Origin of the sequence: Micromonospora peucetia (assembly GCF_900091625.1) — a bacterium.
Classification (GTDB): domain Bacteria; phylum Actinomycetota; class Actinomycetes; order Mycobacteriales; family Micromonosporaceae; genus Micromonospora; species Micromonospora peucetia.
The window spans coordinates 1,854,863-1,877,381 of record NZ_FMIC01000002.1; the positions used below are offsets into that span (position 1 = coordinate 1,854,863).

The following is a 22,519-nucleotide window of genomic DNA, read 5'->3' on the forward strand; positions in this document are numbered from 1 at the left end:
GCACGCGGTGATCGCCCGCGTGCTCACGCATGTGCCCATCGAAGCGGCGCCAGCCCGACGATCAGGGGCCTGCCCCGTTCGGAGAACCCTCCGGACGATCGGCAGGTCCCTGATCACGGTCTGTCTCAGCGGGGGCGGTTGTTCCAGTTGTAGAACGTCGGGATGTTCTCGAAGTGGTTCCAGGCGCAGACGGCGCTCGCGCCGTCGCCGCCCGCCACCTCGGCCCGTAGTCGCCGCGCGACCTCGGCCTCGCGCAGGAGAGCGGTGAGTCCCGGCGCGGCTTCCCGCACCCGGTCGACGACCTCGTCCGGGGCGTCCGCCCTCCGGTCAGGCTGCCGGTGACTGATGGTCTCGGGCATGCTCCAACACTCCCTCCAGTAAATGGATCTTGCTGTTGCGGCAGTGCGCGGTCTGCGTACCGTCGAAACGCCCCAGCTCGAAGTAGCGGTTGGCCGCGTGACCGCCACCGCAGAACCCGAAGTAGGGGCAGGACGAACGGCACGCCTCGACGCCGGCGAGGAACTCGCCGACCCAGGGCGTCCGGTCCGCGTGGGCAAGGATCTCGGCCAGCGGGGTGGTCAGCACGTTGCCGCTGCTGAAGTCGCCGTACCGGACATCGGTGAAACCGGCCAGCTCGGGCGAGAGCACGGTCACCGAGCCATCGTGGCCAACCGTCGGGATCGGGTCCAACCGCCGGGGAAGCAGATCGTCGGCGGTGCCGTCCAGCACCGCCGCGGCGTACCGCAGCGACCACTCGACCTCGCGCAGGTGGACCCGGGGCTCCCGGCGCCAGGCCGCCACCAGCTCCGCCCAGAAGGCGGTCACCAGCCGGGCGTCGTGCGAGTTGTCGCGGAGGTTGACCCCCTCGGTCTCCTCGATGTTGACGCCGAGCACGTCACAGCCCAGGCCCAGGAAGTAGTCGTACAGCTCGGTGGCCAGGCCCGGCTCGGGCCGGCCCACCACCGCCAGCGCCGAGAACGGCAGGCCGTGCCGGCGCAGCGCCGCCACCCCGCGCAAAATCCGGTCGTACGCGGGCCCGCCGCCCCGGGTGACCCGGTCGCCGTTGCGCTCCCGAGGGCCGTCCACGCTCACGCTCACCCGCACCCCGTGCTCGACGAAGAACGCGCACCAGGCGTCGTCGATCAGCGTGGCGTTGGTCTGCACGTGGTGCTCGACCTCGGGCCCGAAGGGCGCGATCAGCGCGGCGAGGTGCTCCCGGCCGGCGGCCAGCGGCTCACCGCCGTGCCACACCACCGAGAACCGTCCCGCCGCCGCCCACGGGTTGACCGAGGCCGCCACCGCCTCGGCCACCGGCACCGGCATCCGCCGGTCGGCGGCGCGGAACGGCAGGTAGCAGTAGGCGCAGTCCAGGTTGCACAGGGTGGTGGGCTGCATGACCACGTACGAGGGGACGGCGGCCAGGCCGCGCATCCCGCTGAACGACTGTCCCCGAGCAGCCATTGCCCTCCTCAGCGACTGAAGGGCTGCCAGGGAACCCGGGCGGGTCGCCCCGACAGCTTCGAGGGTGCCCTTCAGGCTAGGCGGCGACGGCCACTCGGGTGAAGCCCTGATCAGGTGCCCGTACGATCACCGGGAGTGTGATCAGCCCCGGGTGTGCTGGCCGATCATCTGCACGTTGCCGGAGCCTTCGATGATCTCGCCGGCCTGCCATGCGTCGACGCCCCGGCCCGTCAGGGTGGCCAGCGCGCGGTCCGCGTCCTCGGCGGAGACGATCGCGAACATGCCGACGCCCATGTTGAAGGTCGCCTCCATCTCCGGGTCCTCGATCCGCCCCTTGGACTGGATCAGGTCGAAGATCGGCTGCGGCTTCCAGGTGGAGCGGTTGACCACCGCGTCGACGTTCTCGGGGAGCACCCGGACCAGGTTGCCGGGGATGCCGCCGCCCGTGACGTGGGCGATGGAACGCACCTCGGCCTCGGCGATCAGCTTGAGGCAGTCCTGCGCGTAGATCTTCGTCGGGGTGAGCAGCTCCTCGCCGAGGGTGCGCTGCCGGCCGAAGTCGTCGATCACCACGTCGAGCCGCATCCGGCCGGCGCCCAGCAGCACGTGCCGCACCAGGGAGTAACCGTTGGAGTGCAGGCCGGAGGAGCGCATCGCGATGACCACGTCGCCCACCTCGACCCGGTCCGGGCTGAGGATGTCGCTTTCCTCCACCACACCGACGCCGGTGGCGGAGATGTCGTACTCGTCCGGGCGGAGCACACCCGGGTGCTCGGCGGTCTCGCCGCCCAGCAGGGCGCAGCCGGCGTACCGGCAGCCGTCGGCGATGCCGGCGCCGATCTCGGCGACCCGGTCCGGCACGACCTCGCCGGTGGCGATGTAGTCGAGCAGGAAGAGCGGCTCGGCGCCGCAGGCCACCAGGTCGTCGACGACCATCGCGACCAGGTCGATGCCGACCGTGTCGTGGATGTCCATCTGCTGCGCGATCACCAGCTTGGTGCCCACGCCGTCGGTGGACGAGGCCAGGATCGGGTTCTTGTACTTCTTCGTGTCCAGCCGGAACAGGCCGGCGAAGCCACCCAGGTCGCCCATCACCTCGGGGCGCCGGGTCTGCTTCACCTTCGACTTCAGCAGCTCGACCGCGCGGTCGCCCGCCTCGATCGAGACCCCGGCGTCCGCGTACGAGACCGAGCGTTTGCGCGCCTGGCGGCCGGTGCCGGCCGTCCAGGGCTGGCGGTCGCCGCCGGCGCCGGTCGGGCTGCTTCCTGCGCCGCTGCGCTCGGACACGTGCGTCACGGTTCTCCCCTTTGGTTCTGGCACCGTGCCGGCGGTGACCGGCCCGTGCCGGGTGGTGCTACGGGCGGTGTGTGATCACGCCGCCCGGAGTGGCGACGAGCGGGGCGGTGTTCTGCTCCGGGGTGTCGGGCGCCTCCGCGACGACCCGCCGGCCCACCCCTTCGAGCACGTGCTTGCCGATCAGGTTGCCGGCGGGCAGTTCGATCGGGTATTCCCCGTCGAAACACGCACGGCACAGCCGGGTCTTCGGCTGCTCGGTGGCGGCGATCAGACCCGAAAGCGACACGTAGCCGAGCGTGTCCGCCCCGATGGAGCGCCGGATGCCGTCGTTGTCCAGCCCGTTGGCCAGCAACTCGGCCCGGGTGGCGAAGTCGATGCCGTAGAAGCACGGCCAGTTGACCGGCGGCGAGGAGATGCGCACGTGCACCTCAAGCGCGCCGGCCTCGCGCAGCATCCGCACGATCGCCCGCTGGGTGTTGCCGCGCACGATCGAGTCGTCGACCACGACCAGCCGCTTGCCCCGGACGTTCTCCCGCAGCGGGTTGAGCTTGAGTCGGATGCCGAGCTGGCGCAGCGTCTGCGACGGCTGGATGAAGGTGCGCCCGACGTACGGGTTCTTCATCAGGCCGGCGCCGTAGGTGATGCCGGACTCCTCGGCGTAGCCGATCGCGGCCGGGGTGCCGGACTCCGGCACCGGAATGACCAGGTCGGCCTCGACCGGGTGCTCCTTGGCCAGCTGGCGGCCGATCTGCACCCGGGCGGAATGCACGTTGCGGCCGGCGATGGTGGCGTCCGGGCGGGCGATGTAGACGTACTCGAAGAGGCAGCCCTTGGGCTCCGGGGCGGCGAACCGGCTGGAGCGCAGGCCGTCCTCGTCGATCGCGATCAGCTCGCCGGGCTCGACCTCGCGGACCACGCTCGCGCCGACGATGTCCAGCGCGGCCGTCTCGCTGGCCACCACCCAGCCGCGCTCCAGCCGGCCCAGCACCAGCGGGCGTACGCCCTGCGGGTCGCGGGCCGCGTAGAGGGTCGACTCGTCCATGAACACGAAGCTGAACGCGCCGCGCAGCTGCGGCAGCACCTCCAGCGCCGCCGCCTCGACCGACAGGTCCGGACGGCTGGCCAGCAGCATCGTCACCAGGGAGGTGTCGTTGGTCGAGCCGTCTGCGCGCAGGCCCCGCTCGGCGACCTCGCGCTGGAGCTCGGCGGTGTTGACCAGGTTGCCGTTGTGGGCCAGCGCGATGGTGGTGCCGGACGTGGTGGACCGGATGGTCGGCTGGGCGTTCTCCCAGGTCGAGCCGCCGGTGGTGGAGTAGCGGGCGTGCCCGATCGCCAGGTGCCCGCGCAGGCTGGCCAGGGTCGGCTCGTCGAAGACCTGGGCGACCAGGCCGAGGTCCTTGTAGACCACCACGCCCGAGCCGTCGCTGACCGCGATGCCCGCCGCCTCCTGGCCACGGTGCTGTAGGGCGTAGAGCCCGAAGTAGGTCAGGTTCGCGACCTCCTCCCCGGGCGCCCAGACGCCGAAGACGCCACACGCGTCCTGCGGGCCTGGTCGTTGGGGATCAAGGTCGTGGCTCAGCCGGCCGTCGCCTCGGGGCACCTGCGCTCCCTCATGCTGGTCTGGACCGGCCTTGCGGAATCACGCGGGGGGCGGATCCGCACTCCTCAGCCGGGACCACTGTCGTCGCCTGACAGTGTACGCGAATCGGAGTCGATACAGAAAGTCACGATCTGGCTCCGTCGCGTCACCGGTCGATGGGCATCACCGCAGCTAGAGCGGGAGGTACGCGGAGAGATCCGCCCGGTTTCCGCTCACCCGTACGCGACCCTGGGTGATCGCGTCAGCCCAGTCGAGCCGTCCGGTGGCCACCGCCAGCCAGGTCCCCGGCTCCATCTCGACGACGTTCGCAGGGGTGCCACGGGTGTGTCGGGGGCCCGGAACGCACTGAACTGCGCCGTAAGGTGGGACACGCACCTCCACCGATCGGCCGGGGGCGCGCTCCGCAAGGACGGTCAACAGGGCACGGACCGCATCCCGGAGGACCGGTCGTTCGGGCGTACGCCCCTCGTCGAGCGCCGACAACGCCGCCGCGACCGCGGCGGACTTAATGTGCGGAGAGGACACGACGGGACGATACGGCCCGAGCACACCACGCCTGACGCTGGCCCTGGGTCGCGCTGATCCGGTCAGACAAGGCATAGTTGCCGACGGCGTATTCGTACCGTGATGATCCCCGGCCCGGCGCCCCGCCGGCCGAGGGAAGTCAGTCCGGAAGGCGGTGGACGTGTCAACACACCGACGTGCCTGGAAGCAGCGGGCCGGTGTGGTCGTGGCGCTGGTTGTCGGCGCCCTGCTCACCGTCCCCGCCACACCAGCCCTGGCCGCCGACGTCAGCGTGTCGCCCGGGTCGATCACCGTCAACGCCGGCAGCGACGCCGCCATCACCGTGCTCGTCACCCCCCGCGATGGCGACGAGGAGGCCCGGATCAGTCTCGCCGGACTGCCGGGCGGCGTAAGCTGCGCCGGCGGCTGTGGCACGATCCGATTCGCTGGCGGCCAGCCGAGACCCCAGTTGCTGCGGATCAGGGCCAACGACAACGCCGGGGACGCGAACGTCACCGTCACCGTGGCGGTCGAGGCCGAATCCGGCCCGGGCACCGCCACCTTCCAGCTCGGCGTCAAGGGCAAGGCGCAGCCGACCCAGCCGCCGCAGGCGCAGACCGTCAAGTCGGTCTCCGGCAAGGTGGTCGCCCAGGCGAACGGCAAGGCCGTGCCGAACGCCGTGGTCATGCTCCAGGACGGCGCCGGCAAGAAGATCGACACGATCAGCGACGACAACGGCAACTTCCGCTTCAACGGCACCACCGAGAAGCCGATCGCGCCGGGCCGGCTCGCCGTCGGCGCCAGCCTCGGTGAGATCTACGCCACCAAGAGCTTCGACGCGTCCGCCGGGCAGAGCATCACCGGCCAGCGCATCACCCTGGCGATCAAGGTCGAGACGACCCCGAGCGCCACCCCCTCGGCCAGCGACGAGCCTCTCCCCACCGAGGAACCCGTCGACGAGACCCCCGAGGCGACCGGCGACGCGACCCCGGGCGCGGCGGCCAACGCCGGCAACGAGAGCTCCGACGGCATGGGCTGGCTGTTCATCCTGCTCGGCGGCCTGCTCGTCGCCGCCGGTGTCGGCACCATCGTGCTGCTCTGGATGCGGCGCAAGGACAGCGGTGACGAGGACGACGACGCCCCGGCGGGGGCCGGCGCGGTCCCGGCGGCGCGCGGGGCTCTCCGGGGTGCGGACGACCAGACCCGGGTGGTCAACCGGGTCGGTGCCGCACCGGATCCGACGATGGTCGGCGGCACCGCGCTCAGCGACGCCCCCACGATGATGCAACGCCCCGTGGTCGACGACGTGCCGCCGGACCCGTACGGCGCTCCCCCGCAGCCCTACGGAGCGGCGGGCAACCAGCAGGGCTGGGGCGGCAGCGGCTACAGCGACGAGCCGGGCGGCTACGGCGCTGCCGGCTACGGCAACGCACCCGCCTCCGGCGGCGGCTACGGCAGCGGCGGATCCGGTGGCGGCTACGGCAACGCGCCGTCATCGGGCAGCGGCTACGGCAACGCGCCCGCCTCGGGCAGCGGCTACGGCAGCAACGACTACAGCGCTCCGGCCGGTGCGGCGGGTGCGGCGGGCTACCCGCCTGCCGGCGGCGGCCGGGGCCACGGCGAACGGTACGACGAGCCGACCGGCCGCTACACCGGCGACGCCACCCAGTACCCGGCCCCGGCCGACCCGTACGCGACCGGCGTCTACCAGCCTGAGCAGGGTCAGGGCTACGGCCAGTCCGAGCCCGGGGCGTACGGCCGGGGTGGCGAACCGACCGGCGGCTACGACCAGCAGGGCGGCTACGAGCGGGGTGGCTACGACCAGCAGGGCGGCTACGGCCAGGAGCCCGCGCCCCGCGGCGGCCACGGCCAGGGTGGCGGCTACGACCAGCCCACCTCGTACGACAACCAGGCCGGCTACGGTCAGGGTGGCTACGGTCAGGGTGGCTACGGTCAGCAGGGCGGCTACGGCCAGGAGCCCCCGCAGCAGCGCGGCGGATACGACGGCCGCAGCGGTGGATACGACCAGCAGGGTGGCTACAGCCAGCAGGGCGGCCACGGCCAGCAGGGCGGGTACGGTCAGGGCGGCTACGGTCAGCAGGGCGGCCACGACGAGCCGCAGACCGGTCGCGGTCGCCCGGACGGCCCACCGCAGCAGGACCGCGGTGGCCGCCGGTTGGACTGGTTGGACGACTGACCGCTCGGGGCACACCCCGACGACAGCACCACGGCGAGGGCCGTCCGGAACTCCGGGCGGCCCTCGCCGCTGTTCCGGGACGCAGACAGACTCGCCGCTGTTCCGGGACGCAGACAGACTCGCCGCTGTTCCGGGACGCAGACAGAGTGGTGAACGTACCGGGCGGCGCGGGCCCGGGTCGGGTCGGGCGTAAGCGGGTCGGGCACGCCCTCGGCTCCGTCGGGCGGAAGGTGCCCGGCAGCGCCGTCAGGCGGCGGAGAAGACGTTCTGACGCAGCACCGGGACCACGTCCGAGACGCCGACCCGGGTGGCGACCTCGACGTCCTCGGCGAAGCCGCCCTCGATGAGCTCGCGGCCGGACACGCTGCCGCGTACCGCGGCGGACACATCGGGAGTGCTGGCGAGCGCGGCGAGCGCCATGGCCGCCTCCACGGAGAGGCCGCCGGGCACACCCGACAGGGCGTCCAGCACGCTGGCCGCCCCGAGCTGGTCCTCGACCGAGGGGCGCAGCGAGCCGTCCGGCCAGCGCTCGCCCGAGGCGATCACGCCGATCGGCGCATCCGTCGAGCCGTACCCATGGTGGGTCAGCCAACGGCCGACGGCGTGTGCGTTGCGTAGGCAGGCCGCGACCACCGGCAGCCCGGTGGCGCTGGCCGCCGCGCTGATCGCCGATCCGTTCGGCGACGGCAGTACGAGATCGGCGACGACCGGCGCGGTCGTCAGCGCGGCGGGCGAGAGTGACCACGGATGGTCCGGGGTCATCTGCCGGCGGCCCACCGCGGCGACCGCGCCCACCCGCCGTGCGTAGTCGGCCGCCTGCTCGCCCCACGGGAACGGGTGTACCCGCATGCCACGCCCGACCGCGACGTCCACGGCGGTGGTGAACGACAGCACGTCCACCACCACCAGCACCCCGCAGACCCGGCCCAGCTCAGCCGCCCCCGTCAGCCCCCAGTCGAACCGGGCGCCGGAACCGGGCTGCGCGTGGACGGCCGCGGCCAACGCCTCAGCGCTGACCGGGCTCGGTGTCACCGGCCTCGGGGGCAGGCGCCCCGCCGGTTTCGGCCGGTCCGGCGGTCTCGGCCGATCCTGCGGTCTCGATCGGTCCGGCGGTCTCGATCGGTCCGGCGGCCTCGGCAGCCGGCTGCTCCGGGCCGGGTGCCTCGGTCTCCGCCGGGGCTGCCGCCCGCGCCGGGGCCACCGGCTCGACGGCACCGGTCGGCGGAACCGGCCCGGCCGACGCGATCGGCTCGGCCGCGACAGCCGTCGGGTCCACCGGCGCCCCGGTCTCGCCTCGGCCGGCAGTCGGTTCCGCACCGGCGTCGGCGTGCTCGGCGACGGGCAGCGGCACGGCCTCGACCGCACCCGCCACACCGGCGGCCGGAGCTGGCACCTCGACGACGCCCGCGCCCCCGAAGAGACGTGGCAGCGTCTCGGTGTGCGCGGCGCGCAGCTCGTCCAGGCCGATCCGGAACTGGCCGTGCACCTCCAGCGCACCGCCGGCTGGGTCGGTGACACCGATCAGCTCGAACGGCACCCCGCGCTCGGCGCAGAGCGCGGTGAACGCCTTCTCGTGGCCGCGCGCCACCGAGACCATGACCCGTCCGGCGGACTCGCTGAACAGGTAGACGAACGGCATCGAGCCGCCGTCGAACCGCTCCGGCACCGCGACCCGGGCGCCGACGCCGCGTCGCAGGCAGGACTCCACCAGGCTCTGCGCGAGGCCACCGTCGGAGAGGTCGTGCGCGGAACTCAGGTGCCCGACCCGCGCGGCCTCCGCCAGCAGGTCGGCCAGGAGCCGCTCGCGGGTCAGATCGACCTGCGGGGGTACGCCGCCGAGGTGCTCGTGGGTGACCCAGGCCCACTCCGAGCCGGAGAGCTCCACGTGCGTCTCGCCGAGCAGGAAGATCTGGTCGGGCTCGCCGCCCGGCCGGGACGCGAAGCCCATCGGCACCCGGTCGGCCACGTTGTCGAGCACCCCGAGCACACCGACCACCGGGGTCGGGTGGATGGCCGCCGCGCCGGTCTGGTTGTAGAAGCTGACGTTGCCGCCGGTGACCGGGATGCCCAGCTCGGCGCAGCCGTCGGCCAGGCCGCGGACGGCCTCGGCGAACTGCCACATCACGCCCGGGTCCTCCGGCGAGCCGAAGTTGAGGCAGTTGGTGACGGCGATCGGCTTCGCGCCGGTGACGGCGACGTTCCGGTACGCCTCGGCCAGGGCGAGCTTCGTGCCGTGGTAGGGGTCGAGTCGCGCGTACCGGCCGTTGCCGTCCACCGACAGCGCCACGCCGAGCCCGGTCCGCTCGTCGATCCGGATCACGCCGGAATCCTCCGGCTGGGCGAGCACGGTGTTGCCCAGCACGTAACGGTCGTACTGCTCGGTGACCCAGGACTTGTCGGCCAGGTTGGGCGACGCGATCATGCGCAGCACGGTCTCGCGCAGCGCCTCCGGGTCGGCCGGCCGGGGCAGCGTCTCCGCGCGGTCGGCCTGGAGCAGGATCAGGTCGGCCGGCTCGCGCATCGGGCGGGCGTAGACGGGTCCGTCGTCCACCAGCGAGCCCGGCGGCACGTCGACCACCAACTGGTCGCGCCAGGTGACCAGCAGTCGGCCCGGTTGCCCGTCCGGCGCCGGCGGGGTGACCTCGCCGATCGCGGTCGCCCAGACGCCCCACCTCTCGGCGATCTTGAGTACCGCGTCGAGCTTCTCGGGCTCGACGACCAGCAGCATCCGCTCCTGCGACTCGCTGGCCAGGATCTCGTGCGGCTCCATCGAGGGCTCGCGCAGCGGCACCCGCTCCAGCCAGACCCGCATGCCGGTGCCAGCCGCCGCGGCGGTCTCGGTCAGCGCGCAGGTCAGGCCGGCGCCGCCGAGGTCCTGGATGCCGACGACCAGCCGGGCGTCGTACAGCTCCAGGCACGCCTCGATGAGCAGCTTCTCCATGAACGGGTCACCGACCTGCACCGACGGGCGGCGCTTCTCGCTGCCCTCGTCGAAGGTGGCGCTGGCCAGCACCGACACACCGCCGATGCCGTCCCGGCCGGTCTTGGCGCCCATCAGCACCACGACGTTGCCGGGGCCCGCGGCGGCCTTGTTCTGCAACCGGTCGACCGGGAGCACGCCGAGGCAGAGCGCGTTGACCAGCGGGTTGCCCTGGTAGCAGGGGTCGAAGACGACCTCGCCGCCGATGTTCGGCAGGCCCAGGCAGTTGCCGTAGCCGCCCACACCGGCGACGATGCCGGGCAGCACCCGGGCGGTGTCGGGGTGGTCGGCGGCGCCGAAGCGCAGCGGGTCCATCACCGCGACCGGACGGGCTCCCATGGCGAGGATGTCCCGGACGATGCCGCCCACGCCTGTCGCCGCGCCCTGGTAGGGCTCGACGAAGCTCGGGTGGTTGTGCGACTCGACCTTGAAGGTCACCGCCAGCTCGTCGGAGATCTGCACCACGCCGGCGTTCTCGCCGATGCCGGCGAGCAGCCGGTCGCTCGGCGGGGCCTTCTCGCCGAACTGGCGCAGGTGCACCTTGCTCGACTTGTAGGAGCAGTGCTCGCTCCACATGATCGAGTACATCGCCAGCTCGGCCTGGGTGGGCCGCCGGTCGAGGATCTGCCGGATCCGCTCGTACTCGTCGTCGCGGAGCCCGAGCTCGGCGTACGGCTGGAGCTCACCGGGGGTGCCCCCGGCGCGCGGCACGGTGTCCAGGCCGTCGGCCCAGTCGGCAGTCACCGGCCGCCCGGGACGCCCGGCCGGCGGCGCGACGGCGGCCGGACGCGGCTCCACCGGCTGCGCCGGGGCGGCCGGGAAGGCCTCCGGGTTCTCCCGTACCTCGTCCGGGTGGGGGGTCATGACCTCTCCTCGCTGCGCTCGCGTCCGCCCGACGGGCGGGTGAGCCGACCGATGATGCCGCGCACGGTCACGCCGGCGCCCCCACCAGGTGCTTGAGCACCGAGGTGAAGAAGCCGAGACCGTCCAGGGAGGGGCCCGTGAGCGCCTCCACCGCGTGCTCGGGATGCGGCATGATGCCGACCACATTGCCGGCGGGGTTCGTGATCGCGGCGATGTCGCGCTGCGATCCGTTGGGGTTGCCGCCGACGTAGCGGGCGACCACCCGGCCCTCGGCCTCGAGCTGGTCCAGCGTCGCGGTGTCGGCGACGTAGCAGCCCTCGCCGTTCTTGACCGGGATCAGCACCTCCTGGCCGGGCTGGAACGCGTTGGTCCACGCCGTGCCGGCCGACTCGATGCGCAGGATCTGGTCGCGGTTGCGGAAGTGCAGGTGCTGGTTGCGGGTGAGCGCTCCGGGCAGCAGGTGGGCCTCGCAGAGGATCTGGAAGCCGTTGCAGATGCCGAGCACGGGCAGGCCGCCCCGGGCCGCGTCCACGATCGTCTCCATCACCGGGGCGAACCGGGCGATGGCGCCGCAGCGCAGGTAGTCGCCGTAGGAGAAGCCGCCGGGCAGGACGACGGCGTCCACCCCGTGCAGGCGCGGGTCACCGTGCCAGAGGCGGACCGGTTCGGCGCCCGCGATCCGGACGGCCCGGGCAGCGTCCCCGTCGTCCAGCGAGCCGGGGAAGGTGACCACACCGACCCGGGCGGTCACGAGCGGGCGTCCGCGGTCTCGTCGGCCTCGACCACGCGGACCGTGAAGTCCTCGATGACCGGGTTGGCGAGCAGCTTGTCGGCGATCTCGCGGGCCCGGTCCAGGTCCGGTTCACCGGTGAATTCGATCTCGATCCGCCTGCCGATCCGAACCGAGGCGACGTCGCTGACGCCGAGCCGGGGCAGCGCGTTTGCGACGGCCTGGCCCTGGGGATCGAGGATCTCGGGCTTGAGCATGACGTCGACTACGACGCGAGGCACTGGGCACTCCTGACTGTGTACGCAGTTGGGTGCCGACCCACAACGGGCGAGCGCAGCCAGCCTACCTGGCAGATACCGCCTCGGACGCACCGGTCGGACGCGGCTCGGGCAGTGATCGACAATCCCGGCGCAGGGGCCCGGGTCCGATGCGGGTTCGTTGCGATCCCGATGCGTATCCGTTGCCGACCAGCCCGTTTCGCCCCGCTCCGCCGGACCGTGGGGCACCCGCCCACCGTCGGGTCCGCCATCCCATCTGATCCATCATTTTCGATCGATGCCTTGTGAACGACATCTCAGGAGCCCTACCGTACATCGGCGCACGTCGATCGGACGTGCTCGACCGGCCGGGCCACCCCGCCCGCCGGCCGACAGCTCGACCCGGTGAACCCGGGCCCCACCCCGAAGGAGCCCCCATGCGCATCCGATCCATGATCGCGGTGCTGGCCACCGCGGCGGCCGGCCTGCTCGGCGCCAGCTCCGGCGCCCTCGCCGCCCCGGCCGGTCCGCAGCCCATCATCGGCGGCGGCACCGTCTCGTCGGCGCCGTGGGTCGCCGCCGTGCTCAGCAACGGCTCGTTCACCTGCTCCGGCAGCATCATCGCGCCGGACTGGGTGCTCACCGCCCGGCACTGCGTCAGCGGCACGATGTCCGTCCGGGTCGGCAGCGTCTACCGCTCCTCCGGCGGCGTCACCCGCACCGTCAGCGCCACCTACAGCCGGTACGACCTGGCCCTGATGCGCCTGTCCAGCTCGGTCAGCACCTCGTACGTCACGCTGGCCAACAGCAACCCGCCCATCAACTCGACCAACTCGATCTACGGCTGGGGCATGACCTGCTACAGCGGTTGCTCCGCCGCCACCCAGCTCAAGACCGCCTCGGTCCGGGTGACCAGCAACAGCGCCACCGACGCGTACGGCGGGCAGGCCATCCGCAGCACGCGGATCAACGGCAACGCCTGGCGGGGCGACTCGGGCGGCCCGCAGTTCTACAACGGCGCGCAGGTCGGCGTCGCCTCCACCGCCGACGGCCAGAGCATCCAGAACTACGGCAGCGTCGCGTACAACCGGGCCTGGATCACCCAGACGGCCGGTGTCTGACGGTTAGCGCCGCGGGCGGCGCGGATGGCCGGCGACGCTCCGGCCGTCCGCGCCGCGCCGTTTTGCAGCATCCGATCAGGTGACCAAGGCTCGCGATCAGGCGCGGGTCCACCCTGACAGCATCGGAAGCGTGCTGGTCGTGACGACGGAGCAACTACCCGGGTACGAGATCCGCCAGATCCTCGGCGAAGTGGTGTCATCGATGGCCAGGACGCGGAACCCGTACCGCGAGGGGGTCAAGAACCTGCGCGGTGGCGCGTACGACCCGATGGCGCCCGACAACCTCACCAGGTGGCGTACGGACTCGGTGGCCCGACTCGGCGAGGAGGCCCGCCGCATCGGCGCGAACGCCGTGGTGGGGATGCGCTTCGACAGCCGCGACTGCGGCGAGATGTGGATGGAGATCTGCGCGTACGGCACGGCCGTGGTCGTGGTGGCCAAGATGCCCGACGTCATGCCGCCCGACCAGCCCCTGGTCGCCGCGGAGACCGCGCAGGACCCCGCCTTCACCGAGTCCCCCGGCGGCATCGCCGAACCGGCAAGCGCCCCCAACCTCCGCTCGGCCGCCGAAACCCCCACCCGCGACTCCTGACCCCGGCCCCCGACGCCCCCGGACCCCGACGCCCCCGGCCCCGGCCCCCGATGCCCCCGGTTGATCAAGACGTTTGCGTCCGAATCGGAGATCGAACAGGGCGCAAACCTCTTGATCAACCGTCGCGACGGGGGCGGGTGGGTGGGGTGGGTGGGGGTTCAGAGGATGGGGGGTGGGGTGTAGGTGGCGGCCTGGGGGTGGGCGTTCACGACGGCGGTTACTCGGCGGGCTACCGCCTCGATCTGGGCGGGGGCGGCGCCGACGAAGGCGGTGCGGTCGGCGACGAGGGCGTCGATCTCGGCGCGGGTCAGGTTGAGGCGGCCGTCCGCCGCGAGGCGGTCGAAGAGGTCGTTCTCGGTGGCGCCCTTCTCGCGCATCGCCAGGGCCACCCCGACCGCGTGTTCCTTGATCGCCTCGTGGGCGACCTCCCGGCCGACGCCGCGCCGGACCGCCGCCACCAGGATCTTCGTGGTGGCCAGGAACGGCAGGAAGCGCTCCAGTTCGCGGTTGATCACCGCCGGGTACGCGCCGAACTCGTCCAGCACGGTGAGAAACGTCTGGAACAGCCCGTCGGCGGCGAAGAACGCGTCCGGCAGGGCGACCCGGCGGACCACCGAGCAGGAGACGTCCCCCTCGTTCCACTGGTCGCCGGCCAGTTCGCCGACCATCGACAGGTAGCCCCGGATGATCACCGCGAAGCCGTTGACCCGCTCGCTGGACCGGGTGTTCATCTTGTGCGGCATCGCACTGGAGCCGACCTGACCCGGTTTGAAGCCCTCGGTGGCCAACTCCTGGCCGACCATCAGCCGGATCGTGGTCGCCAGCGAGGACGGCGCGGCGGCGACCTGCGCCAGCGTGGAGAGCACCGCCAGGTCGATCGAGCGCGGGTAGACCTGGCCGACGCTGTCGAGCACCCGGCTGAAGCCCAGGTGCCCGGCCACCCGGCGCTCCAGCTCGGCCACCCGGTCGGCGTCGCCGTCGAAGAGGTCGAGCTGGTCGGCGGCGGTACCCACCGGGCCCTTGATGCCGCGCAGCGGGTACCAGTTGATCAGGTCGTCCAGCCGCTCGTACGCGATGAGCAGCTCCTCCGCGGCCGACGCGAAGCGCTTGCCGAGCGTCGTGGCCTGCGCCGCGACGTTGTGCGAGCGGCCGGTCATGACCAGGTCGGAGTGCTCGACGGCGAGCCGGGCCAGCCGCGCCAGGGTGGCCACCACGCGGTCGCGGACCAGCTCCAGCGAGCGGCGCACCTGAAGCTGCTCGACGTTCTCGGTGAGGTCCCGGGAGGTCATCCCCTTGTGCACGTGCTCGTGCCCGGCGAGCGCGCTGAACTCCTCGATCCGGGCCTTCACGTCGTGCCGGGTGACCCGTTCCCGCTCGGCGATCGAGGCCAGGTCGACCTGGTCGACCACCCGCTCGTACGCCTCGACCACGCCGTCGGGCACGGGGATGCCGAGGTCCCGCTGGGCCCGGAGCACGGCGAGCCAGAGCCGCCGCTCCATCCGGATCTTCTCCTCCGGCGACCAGAGGGCGACCAGCTCGGGCGAGGCGTAACGGTTGGCGAGCACGTTCGGGATCGTCACGTACCTCAGTCTTTCATGCCTGCGGACACGACCCCGACTGGACGTCCGGCCGCTCACCAGGGGCGACAGTCGGTCGGTCGCCGGCCGGCGGCGCGTACCACCGGCCGGCGACCTCCCGCCGACGTCCTACCGTCCGGCCAGGGCGACCGCCGGATCGAACGCGACGGCCTGCTGCTGCGCGACGGTCAGCGCGAACCTGGCGTCGGGCAGGTCAGCGGTGAGAGTCACCGCCAGCCACGAACCGTCCTTGCGTAGGACGTGGACACCCCGCTCCGCCGAGACCTTCGAGCCGTTCCGCGTGGTGTTGGTGACGGTCCGGTGCCGTTCGCCATCGGGGCCCTTACCCGCCGTACAGGCGTATGTCCTGGTGGGCTTGCCACACGTCATGTCCCCGGAGAGGCCCGGATTCTGCCGGTGGATCTGCACCGAGAACAACCCGGCCGCCTTGCCGACCAGGATTCGACCCTGACCCCAGTAACTGTCGGCGTTGTTCTCGCTCCCGCTGCCGCGCCAGACCGAAGCGAGGTCGACCGGGCTCGCGGTGGCACCACCCGCTCCCATGACGTCGGGAGCCTGCCGCCGCAACGACGCGAAGACGGCGTCGTCGATGCGCTTCTGCTCGGCGCTCTTCGTCAGCGACGGGCGGGGGGTCGGTGACGGCGGCACCACGCCCGGCGGCAACGGGGCCAGGGCGATGGCCGGGTCGAGCGCGACGGCGGCCTGCTCCTCGGCGGTCAGCGGTTGGCTACCGTCCAGCGAGTAGCCCTGCAGGCTCACACTGAGCACTGTGCCGTCCGGCCGGAACACATGTATCCGCCGGTGGTTGTGGGCGTGCCGGCGGCCGTCCCGGCTCTGCTCCTGTTTCCGCGAATCCACCGTCACGAGCCGCTCGCCGTTCGGGCCGTCGCTCTCTCGACACGTCGAGTTCGGTGTCAGGTCTTCGCACGGATCGCTGGCGAGGTGCTTCGTCGCGTCCCGCTCGATCCGCACCATGACGAGTCCTTCGACGCCGTCGACGCTCATCCACCCCGAACCCGCATAGCCCACGAGAGTGTTCATCCGGTCGGAATCGTCCCAGGCCGGGGTGTCACTCAACGTGTCGGTCTTCGGGCCGGGGTTGAGCGGGGATGGCTTGTGTACCCACTTCATGCCAGGCGCCTCCCGCTTCAGTGCCGCGAAGACCGCGTTGTCCAGGCGGGCAAGATCCTCCGGAGTGCCCGGCGCGGTGGTGATCTTCTGGCCGCCCGCGGCCTCCGTGGTACGCGGCGCGGCTCCCGGCAGCAGCAGCGCCGCCGTGACGGCCACCGCCAGGACGGCCGCTGCCCCCGCACCGCAGGCGCCCCAGCGGTGCAGCTTCCCGGCCCGGCGCTGACGAGCGATGACCCGGTCCACATCGATCGAGGTGGGCGGGATCTCACCGACCGCCTCCCTGAAAATCGTCCGGTAGCTCACGCGCGTTCTCCGCTCAGTGCCGAATCAACCGTCGCCAGTGCCCGGAGGCTCCCCAGTCCACGTGCGGTCTGGCTCTTCACCGTGCCGGCGCTGATGCCCAACGCCCGGGCAGTCTCCTCGACCGAGAGGTCGCAGTAGAAGCGAAGAACCACCACCGCCCGCCGTCGAGGCGGAAGCTGCATCAGCAGGTCCAGGAGCAGTTCCCGGTCGGCCAGCGCCGCCTGCGGGAGGTCCAGGTCGACCCGGTCGGGCAGCTCCTCGGTCACCTTCTCGCGGCGCCACGGCCGACGCCGCTCGTCCAGCCAGGCGTTGGTGAGCATCCCCCGGACGTACGCATCGACGTGCTCCAGAGCGCGCACCCGCCGCCAGTGCCGGTAGAGCTTGCCGATCGTGATGGAGACCAGGTCGTCGGCCGTGTGCCAGTCCCGGCAGAGCAGGTACGCCGTCACCCGCAGCGGCTCCAACCGGGCGATCACGAACTGCCGGTACTCGTCCTCCTCGGCCCGGTTCACCGCGCTGGACCTCTCGTCTGTCTCATGTCTGGGGAACGGAACCACGGACCGGCGAGGTTGCTCGCCGACCGACCTGCTCGCACGGCCTCGATTCCGCACCCGACCGGATCGGCGATGGATATACTCACAGCGCAGTCCGTATATAGGAGGTGTGCGTGACCAAGATCCTGGTGGACGTCGACGACGAGGCGTTGGCGGACGCGGCCGCGGCGTTCGGCACCAAGACCAAGAAGGACACGGTGAACGTCGCACTGCGGGAAGGGGCCGCCCGCCTCCGTCGCGCCCGCGCCCTGGCGGAACTGAGCGCGCGGGCCCAGGCCGGGGACTTCGACGAACTGCTCGACAAGACCACGTACCGCCCGTGAGCCTCGCGGATTACCTGGTCGACACCAGTGCGCTGGTCCGGCTGCTCCGCGACCCCGACACGCAGGCCCGGTGGGAGCAGCCTCTCACGGCCGGCCTGCTCGCGGTCTGTCCGCTGGTCGAGTTGGAGTTCCTGTATTCGGCCCGTTCACTGGCCGACCGCAGGTCGCTGGGGGACCAACTCCGGGCGGCGTTCAACTGGGTGGGGATGCCGGATCGAATCTATGAGCGGGCGGCCGAGATCCAGGACGAGCTGACCGCCCGGGGCACCCATCGGTCCGCCGGTGCCGTCGACCTGCTGATCGCGGCGACGGCCGAGTACCAGGGCCTGTCCCTGCTGCACTACGACCGTGACTTCGACCAGATCTCGGAGGTGACCGGCCAGCCCGTGCGATGGCTCGCCCCGGCCGGCACGATCAAGTAGATCGCGGTCCCTCGTCGTGGCGCTGGCCACGCCCACCGCTGCGCGCGTCCACCCCGCCGGCATCCAACCACGGTCCCGGGCCTGGCCGGCCTTTGGTGAGCTGGTCAGGCCCCTGACCGGCCTCAGGACGGGGGCGCGGGACGGCCGGTGAGGGCCCGCCACCGCCCACGTCCGCCGTGGCGTCCGGACATCTGGCCGGGTTGATCAAGAGGTTTGCGTCCCGGATCGGCGCGACGGAGGACGCAAACCTCTTGATCGACAGCGGGAACCGGGCGGTGGGTCCGGCGGGCACACCGGATCGCTGCCGCACGGTCAGTCGCGCCGTTCCCCCGTCGACCCCGCCCGGACGACGAGCCGGTCCAGGTAGCCCACCTGCAACGCCACGAACGCGACGAGGAACAGTGCCAGCATCGGCAGCGGCAGCACCTGGGCCACCAGCCCCTGCGCCGCCCCCTCGGCGCCAAAGGTCTGGGCGAGCCGCATGACGAGCAGGTTGGTCGCCGGCGCGTGCTGGAGGTCCTGGACCACCAGTTGCGGCCAGAGCCAGCTCTGCGCACCGACCAGCCAGTCGAGCAACCCGACGCCCGCCAACAGGGGGAGGGCGGGCAGCAGCATGGTCGGGACGAACCGGCCGCCGGCTGCCCAGCGTTCCCGCTGGCCCCGGAAGAAGAGGGTGAACGCCACCAGCGCGGGGATGCAGAGCCAGCCCGGCGGGATCGACCCGACGAAGGTGTCGAGCTGGTCGGCCTCCCGGGCCCGGAGGAAGTGGGCGATGGCCAGCGGGCCGTCGCCGACGAAGAGCCAGGGCGCGAACGGCAGCAGGAGCAGCTCGCTGGCGCGGCCGAGCGGGCGCAGGCCCCCGATGGCGAAGCCGGCCAGAGCGGCAAGGCCCACCCCGACCACCGCCGAGACCAACGGCGGCAGCCAGGTGTTGGCCTGGATCCGGCCGGTGGAGAGGCCGGCGGGCAGGGCCGGCGCGTCTGCGGTGAGCACCCCCAGCCACGGCGTCAGCACGTACGCGAGCACACCGAGGAACGCCAGCAGCCCCACCACCAGCAGGCCGAGCACGACCGGACTGCGCGCGCCGGCCGGATCGGCGGTCTGGCGGTCGGGCGGATCGTCGGCCGGGCGGTCGGCCGGGCGGTCGCGCCACCCGGTGAAGGTGATCCTCGTCCGGGTGACCAGGAGCAGGACGACCGCCAGGACGCCGAGCACCGCCAGCAGCGCCAGCAGCAGCACGCTGCCGGCGGCGCCGACGCCGAACTGGAAGTGGACCAGGCTCTCCCGGACGATCCGTACCAGCGGGCCGGTCTGGTCGCCCCGCCCCGCGAGGACGGGCCACTGGAGGGACCAGGACTGCACGGTCACCGCGACGACGGCCAGCCCGAGCACACCGCCGACGGCCAGGGCCGCCGGGCCGGACCGGCCGTCGCCGGAGCGGCGGCGCAGCGCGGCGAGGAAGACGGTGGCACCTGCCCCGACCACCAACCCGGCCGTCAGCAGCGCCACGGTGCGTACGGCGGTCAGCGCGGGCGCCTGCGCCCAGGTGTCCCCCTCGGCCTCGAACCGGTCCATCGTCCATGCCACCCCCACGGCGAGCGGGGCGTAGGCGGCCAGCGGCAGGGCCAGCAGCGCCCGGGTCACCAGGCGGGGCACCCGGCCGGCCCGCGCCGCGGCGAGCGCGAGGAGCGGGGCGACGAGCAGCGCGAGGAGCAGCGGAACGAGGGCGAGGAGCAGCGCGAAGCCCAGGTCGCCGAGGAACCCGCGCTCGATCACCTGTGTGTAGTTGTCGCCGCCGGCGGCCTCGGTCGGGCCACCCGGCCCGTTGCTCCGCCGGAAGCTCTCCACCAGCGTGCGGACCGACGGAAGCACGTACGACCAGAGCAGGGCGGCGACCGCCGGCACGAGCAGCAGCAGGCCGGTGACGACCTGGGCGCTCCGGCCGATCCCGACGCCCCCTGACGACGCGCGACCAGGCGGGGCCGGCAGGGACACCGCGGGGTGGGCCCCGGGATCGGGCACGGACGTCGGGGTGGCTGACACCGGAGCCGTCCTTCGGTCGACAGTGGAAGGGACCGCCTCAGGTTAGGCCCCCCGTCCGACACCCCGTCCAGGCGCCGGCTGCCGGCTATGTCCCAGAGGGCAGCCGGAGACCGTCAGGTGGGAGATCATCGACTCCGTCTCATCTCCGGTACGCGCCGGAGCATTCTTCCTCCCTCTGAGGACACCCATGCGCAAAACTCCCCTTGCCGGCCTCACCGCTCTCGCGTTGGCCGGCACCCTGTTCGGCGCCGTGACACCGGCTCACGCCGAGGAGCCCGGCACCCTGTACGTCCGGGGCACCTCGACCGCCTGCTCGGACGGCGGGTCCGGCTCCCTGGAACAGCCCTTCTGCACGATCGGCAGGGCCGCCGCGGTGGCCACGGCGGGGCAGACGGTCGACATCGGTGGCGGCAACTACCGGGAGCGCGTCACGATCGCCAACTCCGGTACGCCGGAACGACCGATCGTCTTCTCCGCCACCGGCACCGCCACCCTCCACGGCCCGACGTCCGGCTACGTCGTCGACGGCCAGCACGACATCCTGCTGCGGAATCTCCGGGTCAGCGGGGCGACCGACCTGCCCGCCCTCGATTTCCGCGACGCCTCGGGCATCACGGTCCAGGGCGGCAGCTTCGCGATGGCACAGGTCTCGACCACACCCGCCGTACGGCTCACCGCGGTCACCCGGTCGAACCTGAAGAACGTCGTCGTCAGCGGAATGGCGCTCGTCACCGGGCTGACCATGGATGCCGCATCCAGCGACGTGCTCGTCTCGAGAACGACCGTGGGGACCGGAGCCACCAACACCAACGGTGTGGGCATCCAGGTCGACGGCCCTCGCAACACCATCCTCGGCAACGTCGTCCTCGGCTTCAGCCGGGCCGGCGTCGCGGTGGGCCCGGGCGCGGCCGACGTGGAGGTGGTCAACAACGAGGTCCGTAACGGGACCGGCTACGGCATCCACAACCACGGCGCCACCGGTACGGCCATCACCAACAACACCGTCGGGTACAACTGCCTCGGCGGCATCCGGGTCGACGGGGCATCGACCGGGGTGTCGGTGCAGAACAACATGCTGACCTCGAACGGCCGTCTCGGTCAGCCCCATTGCGTCGGCTCGCCACCGGACGAAGGGGAGATCGGGGTGCACGGCGACGCGGTCACCGGCACCGTGGTCGACTACAACAACACGTACCACTTCACCTCGCCGTCCGGGGTGGCCTACTCGTGGAACGGCACGCGGATGGGGCTGGCGGCCTTCCGTACCGCGTCCGGCCAGGCCGCCCACGACCGGGACACGCCCAACCCGAGGGACAGATACGACTCGGCGAACTCGGCGGCGCCCGGCTACCGGCCGGAGGACCGCGTCAACGCGCCTCGGGTCGACGACCCGACCGCCCCGAACACCGGCGCCGGGCCGGTCGCCTACGCCGACCGGGGCGCGGTCGAGACCGTCCGGACCCCGCTGGCTCGCACCAGCGTCACCCTGGACCTCGCCGCGGCCTCGGTGACCGTGGACGCCACCGCGTCCGTGCCTGGCTTTACCCCGATCAACTCCTACCAGTTCAGTTTCGGCGACGGGACGGTCGTCACCCAGGCCTCGCCCGTCGCCTCGCACCGCTATGCGAACCCGGGCGAGTACGCGGTCTCCACCCGGGTCACCGGCCCCGACGGCCGGTCGAACGACAGGACGGATCTGGTCAGTGTGCTGCCGGGCACGGGGACCGTGGGTCTGCTCGCGCTGCACAACCTGCGCTACGTCAGCCCGCCGTCCCAGAACTCGACGGTGCTCGGGTTGGACCAGGCCGGGCTGACGGCGGCGGCGCAGTTCGACCTCGCGGACGCGGGCTCCGGGCAGGTGGCCCTCGTCTCCCGGGCCACCGGCAGGTACGTCTCGGCCGACACCGCCGCCGTCGAGCTGCTCACCATGACGCGTACCCGGGTGGACACCACGGAACGGTTCACCCTCGTGCGTAACGCCGACGGCAGCATCAGCCTCCGGTCGGTGTCCAGCGGCCGGTACGTCAGCCCCTTGTCCGAGACCTCGCCGTACCTGATCGCCAACCAGACCACTGTCGGCACGTCCGCGAAGTTCCACCAGGTCAAGGTCACTGATGCGGCCCGATCGCTGAGGGCCCTCGTCAACGGCCGGTTGGTCACGGCCGAGAGCGCGGGCACGAAGCCGTTGATCGCCAACCGGACGGCAACCGGCACCTCCGAGCGATTCGACGTGGTGGACCTCGGCAACGGGCAGGTGGCCCTGTTCGCCCGCGCCAACAACCGCTTCGTCACGGCCGCCGACGGGCTGCCGCTGATCGCCGGCCGGAGCACGGTCGGCAGTTGGGAGCGGTTCACCGTCGTGCGCAACCGCGAGGGCACGGTGAGCCTCAAGGCGGTCGCCAACGGCCGGTACGTCACCGCCGCGAACGCCGGGGCGAGCCCACTGGCCGCCAACCGCACCGGGATCGGCCCGGCGGAGAAGTTCACTCTCCGCTGAGCCGGTACCGATCCTCCCGACGCCCGCCAGGCGAGTGCCCGGCGGG

Annotated in this window: 18 protein-coding genes and 1 pseudogene; 6 read left to right on the forward strand and 13 right to left on the reverse strand. The window is 72.4% G+C overall.

Translation table 11 applies throughout. From position 1 onward, the window contains the following. Positions 1-125: 125 nt before the first annotated feature. The 5 genes from amcA to GA0070608_RS08730 all read right to left on the reverse strand — a co-directional run bounded on the left by amcA (position 126) and on the right by GA0070608_RS08730 (position 4,882). Positions 126-359, reverse strand: a complete 234-nt coding sequence (amcA, locus tag GA0070608_RS08710; RefSeq protein WP_091624724.1) for a multiple cyclophane-containing RiPP AmcA — start codon at positions 357-359, stop codon at positions 126-128. After that, on the reverse strand, positions 328-1,431 hold the full coding sequence (gene amcB / locus GA0070608_RS08715) for a cyclophane-forming radical SAM peptide maturase AmcB (protein ID WP_323135714.1): 1,104 nt from the start codon (positions 1,429-1,431) through the stop codon (positions 328-330). Before amcB ends, amcA begins: the two co-directional genes overlap by 32 nt. Before the next feature lie 171 nt (positions 1,432-1,602). Continuing rightward, a complete protein-coding gene (gene purM, locus GA0070608_RS08720; protein ID WP_091624731.1) occupies positions 1,603-2,757 on the reverse strand; it encodes a phosphoribosylformylglycinamidine cyclo-ligase in 1,155 nt (384 codons plus the stop codon). A 58-nt stretch (positions 2,758-2,815) separates the two neighbouring features. After that, positions 2,816-4,357: an amidophosphoribosyltransferase gene (gene purF / locus GA0070608_RS08725; RefSeq protein ID WP_091624735.1), complete on the reverse strand. Its 1,542-nt coding sequence runs from the start codon at positions 4,355-4,357 to the stop codon at positions 2,816-2,818. A 171-nt stretch (positions 4,358-4,528) separates the two neighbouring features. Next, positions 4,529-4,882, reverse strand: coding sequence for a sterol carrier family protein (locus GA0070608_RS08730; protein ID WP_091634666.1), 354 nt, complete (start codon positions 4,880-4,882; stop codon positions 4,529-4,531). 160 nt (positions 4,883-5,042) lie between these two features. Between GA0070608_RS08730 and GA0070608_RS08735 the strand changes: the two genes are divergently transcribed. Then, positions 5,043-7,058: a peptidase associated/transthyretin-like domain-containing protein gene (locus GA0070608_RS08735; RefSeq protein WP_091634669.1), complete on the forward strand. Its 2,016-nt coding sequence runs from the start codon at positions 5,043-5,045 to the stop codon at positions 7,056-7,058. A gap of 246 nt (positions 7,059-7,304) precedes the next feature. On the opposite strand, the gene GA0070608_RS08740 is transcribed toward GA0070608_RS08735, so the two are convergent. From GA0070608_RS08740 to purS, 4 genes are all read right to left on the reverse strand, one after another. After that, positions 7,305-8,060 carry a 2-phosphosulfolactate phosphatase gene (locus tag GA0070608_RS08740; protein WP_091634674.1) on the reverse strand — a complete coding sequence of 252 codons (756 nt, stop codon included), beginning with the start codon at positions 8,058-8,060 and terminating at the stop codon, positions 7,305-7,307. Between the two features lie 4 nt (positions 8,061-8,064). After that, complete coding sequence (purL, locus tag GA0070608_RS08745) at positions 8,065-10,902, reverse strand: phosphoribosylformylglycinamidine synthase subunit PurL (protein WP_245715741.1); 2,838 nt, start codon at positions 10,900-10,902, stop codon at positions 8,065-8,067. A gap of 67 nt (positions 10,903-10,969) precedes the next feature. Then, a complete protein-coding gene (gene purQ / locus GA0070608_RS08750) occupies positions 10,970-11,653 on the reverse strand; it encodes a phosphoribosylformylglycinamidine synthase subunit PurQ (protein WP_091624740.1) in 684 nt (227 codons plus the stop codon). Next, complete coding sequence (gene purS, locus GA0070608_RS08755) at positions 11,650-11,913, reverse strand: phosphoribosylformylglycinamidine synthase subunit PurS (protein ID WP_091624745.1); 264 nt, start codon at positions 11,911-11,913, stop codon at positions 11,650-11,652. The genes purQ and purS overlap by 4 nt, the downstream gene beginning before the upstream one ends. Positions 11,914-12,326: 413 nt before the next feature. Here purS and GA0070608_RS08760 point away from each other — a divergent pair, with 413 nt between their 5' ends. Further along, positions 12,327-13,010: a S1 family peptidase gene (locus GA0070608_RS08760; RefSeq protein WP_091624750.1), complete on the forward strand. Its 684-nt coding sequence runs from the start codon at positions 12,327-12,329 to the stop codon at positions 13,008-13,010. Between the two features lie 24 nt (positions 13,011-13,034). After that, a pseudogene (locus tag GA0070608_RS33950) lies at positions 13,035-13,602 on the forward strand (YbjQ family protein). A 158-nt stretch (positions 13,603-13,760) separates the two neighbouring features. Here GA0070608_RS33950 and purB read toward each other — a convergent pair. The 3 genes from purB to GA0070608_RS08780 all read right to left on the reverse strand — a co-directional run bounded on the left by purB (position 13,761) and on the right by GA0070608_RS08780 (position 17,146). Further along, entirely contained in the window at positions 13,761-15,182 is a 1,422-nt protein-coding gene (purB, locus tag GA0070608_RS08770; protein WP_091624754.1) for an adenylosuccinate lyase, read from the reverse strand. A gap of 126 nt (positions 15,183-15,308) precedes the next feature. Then, positions 15,309-16,634, reverse strand: a complete 1,326-nt coding sequence (locus GA0070608_RS08775; protein WP_091624757.1) for a hypothetical protein — start codon at positions 16,632-16,634, stop codon at positions 15,309-15,311. Beyond that, positions 16,631-17,146, reverse strand: a complete 516-nt coding sequence (locus GA0070608_RS08780) for a SigE family RNA polymerase sigma factor (RefSeq protein ID WP_091624761.1) — start codon at positions 17,144-17,146, stop codon at positions 16,631-16,633. Before GA0070608_RS08780 ends, GA0070608_RS08775 begins: the two co-directional genes overlap by 4 nt. A gap of 155 nt (positions 17,147-17,301) precedes the next feature. Here GA0070608_RS08780 and GA0070608_RS08785 point away from each other — a divergent pair, with 155 nt between their 5' ends. Together GA0070608_RS08785 and GA0070608_RS08790 are read left to right on the forward strand one after the other, a co-directional pair. Next, positions 17,302-17,511 carry a type II toxin-antitoxin system VapB family antitoxin gene (locus GA0070608_RS08785; RefSeq protein WP_091624766.1) on the forward strand — a complete coding sequence of 70 codons (210 nt, stop codon included), beginning with the start codon at positions 17,302-17,304 and terminating at the stop codon, positions 17,509-17,511. Then, complete coding sequence (locus GA0070608_RS08790) at positions 17,508-17,933, forward strand: PIN domain nuclease (protein WP_091624770.1); 426 nt, start codon at positions 17,508-17,510, stop codon at positions 17,931-17,933. Before GA0070608_RS08785 ends, GA0070608_RS08790 begins: the two co-directional genes overlap by 4 nt. 312 nt (positions 17,934-18,245) lie before the next feature. Here the strand turns inward: GA0070608_RS08790 and GA0070608_RS08795 are convergent, their stop codons facing one another. After that, positions 18,246-19,976, reverse strand: a complete 1,731-nt coding sequence (locus GA0070608_RS08795; RefSeq protein ID WP_091624774.1) for a hypothetical protein — start codon at positions 19,974-19,976, stop codon at positions 18,246-18,248. A 187-nt stretch (positions 19,977-20,163) separates the two neighbouring features. On the opposite strand from GA0070608_RS08795, the gene GA0070608_RS08800 reads away from it, so the two are divergent. Next, positions 20,164-22,473, forward strand: a complete 2,310-nt coding sequence (locus GA0070608_RS08800) for a right-handed parallel beta-helix repeat-containing protein (RefSeq protein ID WP_091624778.1) — start codon at positions 20,164-20,166, stop codon at positions 22,471-22,473. Positions 22,474-22,519: the final 46 nt, after the last annotated feature.

Bases quoted from the DNA above. Each gene is read 5' to 3' on its own strand.
- amcA (WP_091624724.1), bottom strand. From the start codon at position 359: ATGCCCGAGACCATCAGTCACCGGCAGCCTGACCGGAGGGCGGACGCC.
- amcB (WP_323135714.1), bottom strand. From the start codon at position 1,431: ATGCGCGGCCTGGCCGCCGTCCCCTCGTACGTGGTCATGCAGCCCACC.
- purL (WP_245715741.1), bottom strand. From the start codon at position 10,902: ATGACCCCCCACCCGGACGAGGTACGGGAGAACCCGGAGGCCTTCCCG.
- GA0070608_RS08760 (WP_091624750.1), top strand. From the start codon at position 12,327: ATGCGCATCCGATCCATGATCGCGGTGCTGGCCACCGCGGCGGCCGGC.
- GA0070608_RS08800 (WP_091624778.1), top strand. From the start codon at position 20,164: ATGCGCAAAACTCCCCTTGCCGGCCTCACCGCTCTCGCGTTGGCCGGC.